1 protein-coding gene and 1 pseudogene are annotated in these 690 nt (G+C 60.7%); both read left to right on the forward strand.

All coding sequences use genetic code 11. From position 1 onward, the window contains the following. Positions 1 to 260: pseudogene (locus MKK82_RS23790) on the forward strand (porin family protein); the annotation flags it as partial. A gap of 209 nt (positions 261 to 469) precedes the next feature. After that, positions 470 to 690, forward strand: a 221-nt coding sequence (locus MKK82_RS23795) for a Crp/Fnr family transcriptional regulator (RefSeq protein ID WP_243987029.1), incomplete at its 3' end; no start/stop codon positions are given.

Below are 690 nucleotides of genomic sequence, written 5' to 3' on the forward strand. Positions count from 1 at the left end.
GTTTCGCGTATGGCGGCGTCAACAATCAGATCGTTTTCTACGGGCCCAACACCTCGACGCCGTTCTTCGTTGGCCGCCAGAACAACATCGAGATCGGGTACGCCTACGGCGGTGGCATCGAGTACGCCGCGCCGACTGCCAGCTTCGTCCGCCGGTTGAATTTATTTAATTCGAGCCCCGTTACGGTCAAGGTTGAATACCTGCACTTCGAACTTGGCCACCGTACTATCCAGAACCCGGGTGTGAACGGCCACTCGTGAGCCTATGCCGGGCGCGTGCTCAATGACGGTCACCTCGTACTCTGGCCCATGAGGACACCCAGCAGCAGGCGCTGACGCGGAAGCTTGAGAGTTTCGAGCCACTCTCCGACCAAGCCCGCTCGGCCCTGAACGGGCTGACGCTCAAGGTCCGGCAGGTCGGTGCACGCCAGGATCTGATCCAGGAAGGCGACAAGCCTGACAATGTCCTCCTGATCCTCGACGGCTTCGCATGCCGGTACAAGGTGCTCCCGGACGGCCAGCGTCAGATCATGGCTCTGCTGGTGCCGGGCGACTTCTGCGACCTGAACGTGTTCATTCTCGACGAGATGGACCACACCATCGGCACGATCTCGACGTGCCAAATCGTGGACATCCCGCGCCAAGCCATCGATGACATCGCAGCCCATCACCCGAGTATCGCGCGCGCTTT

The sequence above is a fragment of the Methylobacterium sp. E-046 genome (genome assembly GCF_022829625.1).
GTDB lineage: Bacteria > Pseudomonadota > Alphaproteobacteria > Rhizobiales > Beijerinckiaceae > Methylobacterium > Methylobacterium longum.